We start from the raw sequence: 1,787 nt of genomic DNA, 5'->3' as shown, positions 1-1,787 counted from the left end.
TTGAGGATGCATCCTATGGGATTACAGCAGCACACCATTTTCCGGTTAGCCAGAATACATCGGAGCAGCTGACTTCCTACCCTGCATTCAAAACGACGCTTGATCGCCGCATTGCACGTCTACTGGACCAATTCGCGCTTGCGTCCCGTCTGCTACTGGTTCGTCTCGGGGGTAGTCGGGAGCAAGCGGTGGAACTACATGATGTGTTATTACAGAGGATTACACATGATTTTCGCTTGTTATACGTGGATTATACAGGGGCTGATGGTGTGACGGAGCTGGACTGGGGGTTGGAGAGGCTGGTTTCAGTGGAGCTGCCACCTGAGGATATATGGAACGGTCAGGATGAGATGTGGCGTTATATGCTGGAAAACGTGAGACTGCATGTCTGAGGTGCTGAGATTCTAGAAAGACATTATAGATTGTCTTCGGACTGTGCTTGTGCCTGCGCCAAGCTATAGGGAGTCGCATAACATGATGCGAAGGGAAATCATATGCTTCGGTTCAAAAGGAGGGTGAGCTAGTGAAGGCTTTGGTCACCGGGGGAGCCGGATTTATTGGTTCTCAGCTGGTACGTGCGCTTGCTGATTCGGGCATCAGAGTGCATGTGCTGGATAATCTGACGACCGGGAATATGGCGAATGTGGACCCGCGCGCGGTCATGCATATTGCGGATATTCGCAGCTCTGAAGCTAGGACGCTGCTGATTCGGGAAAGCCCGGATATTGTGTTTCACTTGGCCGCACAGGCGGATGTGCAGCAATCCATCCATCGACCCGATGAGGACGCGGATGTGAATGTGCTGGGGACGATTCATTTGTTGCAGGCTTGTCATGAAGCGGGTGTGTCGAAATTTATATTTGCATCCACGTCCGGTGTATATGGAGAGTTGCAAAAGCAATGTATACAGGAAGACGATCCCGTGGAGCCCATTTCAGGCTACGGACTGTCCAAGCTGACCGCAGAATCGTATATTCGACTTTTTTATCGGCTGTACGGTATGAACTATACGATTTTGCGTTATGGAAATGTGTATGGTCCCGGTCAGGCCGCGAAGGGAGAGGGTGGTGTAGTCGCTCTCTTTATGGAGCGGCTGAAAAAAGGAAGTCCCTTGCTCATTCACGGCGATGGGACACAAACCCGAGACTTTGTGTACGTCAAGGATGTAGTTCGAGCGAATATGGCGGCTATCCATGCAGCAGACCAACGCACAGTACATGTAAGTACAGGACGAACGACGTCCATTAATCGACTGGCCTACGATTTACTAAAGCTGCACGGTTCGTCTGTCCGCCCTGTGTATTCACCAGCGCGAGCGGGAGACATTCACCATAGCTGTCTTAGTAACGCAGTCGCCAGACATTGGCTTCGTTGGGAACCGTTATACGGCATTTCTGCCGGTTTACAGGAAACGTATGTGAGCAGTATGGGTTCAGGCAAAGAAGGTATGTCTTGATAAAGAGCGCGCAACTCAAGAAAGAGACTGAGGTAACTCTCAGCCTCTTTTTCATTTGAATAGCAATTAGATGTTCTCGCCAGCCAGCTTCAAGGCTTGATCTAGGACAGCTGCACCGTTTCCTCTACCATAAGCCAACGTGTCAATGACATCTACAGGGATACCATAGGGAGCTGCAATTTCGGTTACTGCCTTTTTACGCATCCGCACTTGAGGTCCGAGCAAAATAGCAATCACAGAATCTGTAACGGCTTCTAGCTCTTCCTCGATGGTGCTTTCGGGGATGGCTTCGATGTTCAGCTCTATGGATCTTGCTGTTGCTTCTTTTTTC

The 1,787-nt window shown here is 50.1% G+C and carries 3 protein-coding genes; 2 read left to right on the top strand and 1 reads right to left on the bottom strand.

Annotated features, from left to right (window positions below; all coding sequences use genetic code 11):
* Positions 1-392 (top strand): DUF1796 family putative cysteine peptidase (locus GRP75_RS26015; protein WP_483311117.1); only part of this gene is annotated, 392 nt, incomplete at its 5' end.
* A 131-nt stretch (positions 393-523) separates the two neighbouring features.
* Positions 524-1,456, top strand: a complete 933-nt coding sequence (locus GRP75_RS26010) for an NAD-dependent epimerase/dehydratase family protein (protein ID WP_023990092.1) — start codon at positions 524-526, stop codon at positions 1,454-1,456.
* A gap of 66 nt (positions 1,457-1,522) precedes the next feature.
* Here GRP75_RS26010 and GRP75_RS26005 read toward each other — a convergent pair.
* The coding region (locus GRP75_RS26005) for a PTS sugar transporter subunit IIB (protein ID WP_160790771.1) at positions 1,523-1,787 on the bottom strand (265 nt) is incomplete at its 5' end.

The sequence above is a fragment of the Paenibacillus sp. OT2-17 genome, assembly GCF_009827695.1.
Taxonomy (GTDB): domain Bacteria; phylum Bacillota; class Bacilli; order Paenibacillales; family Paenibacillaceae; genus Paenibacillus; species Paenibacillus polymyxa_B.
This window is presented reverse-complemented; position numbering and strand designations above follow the sequence as displayed.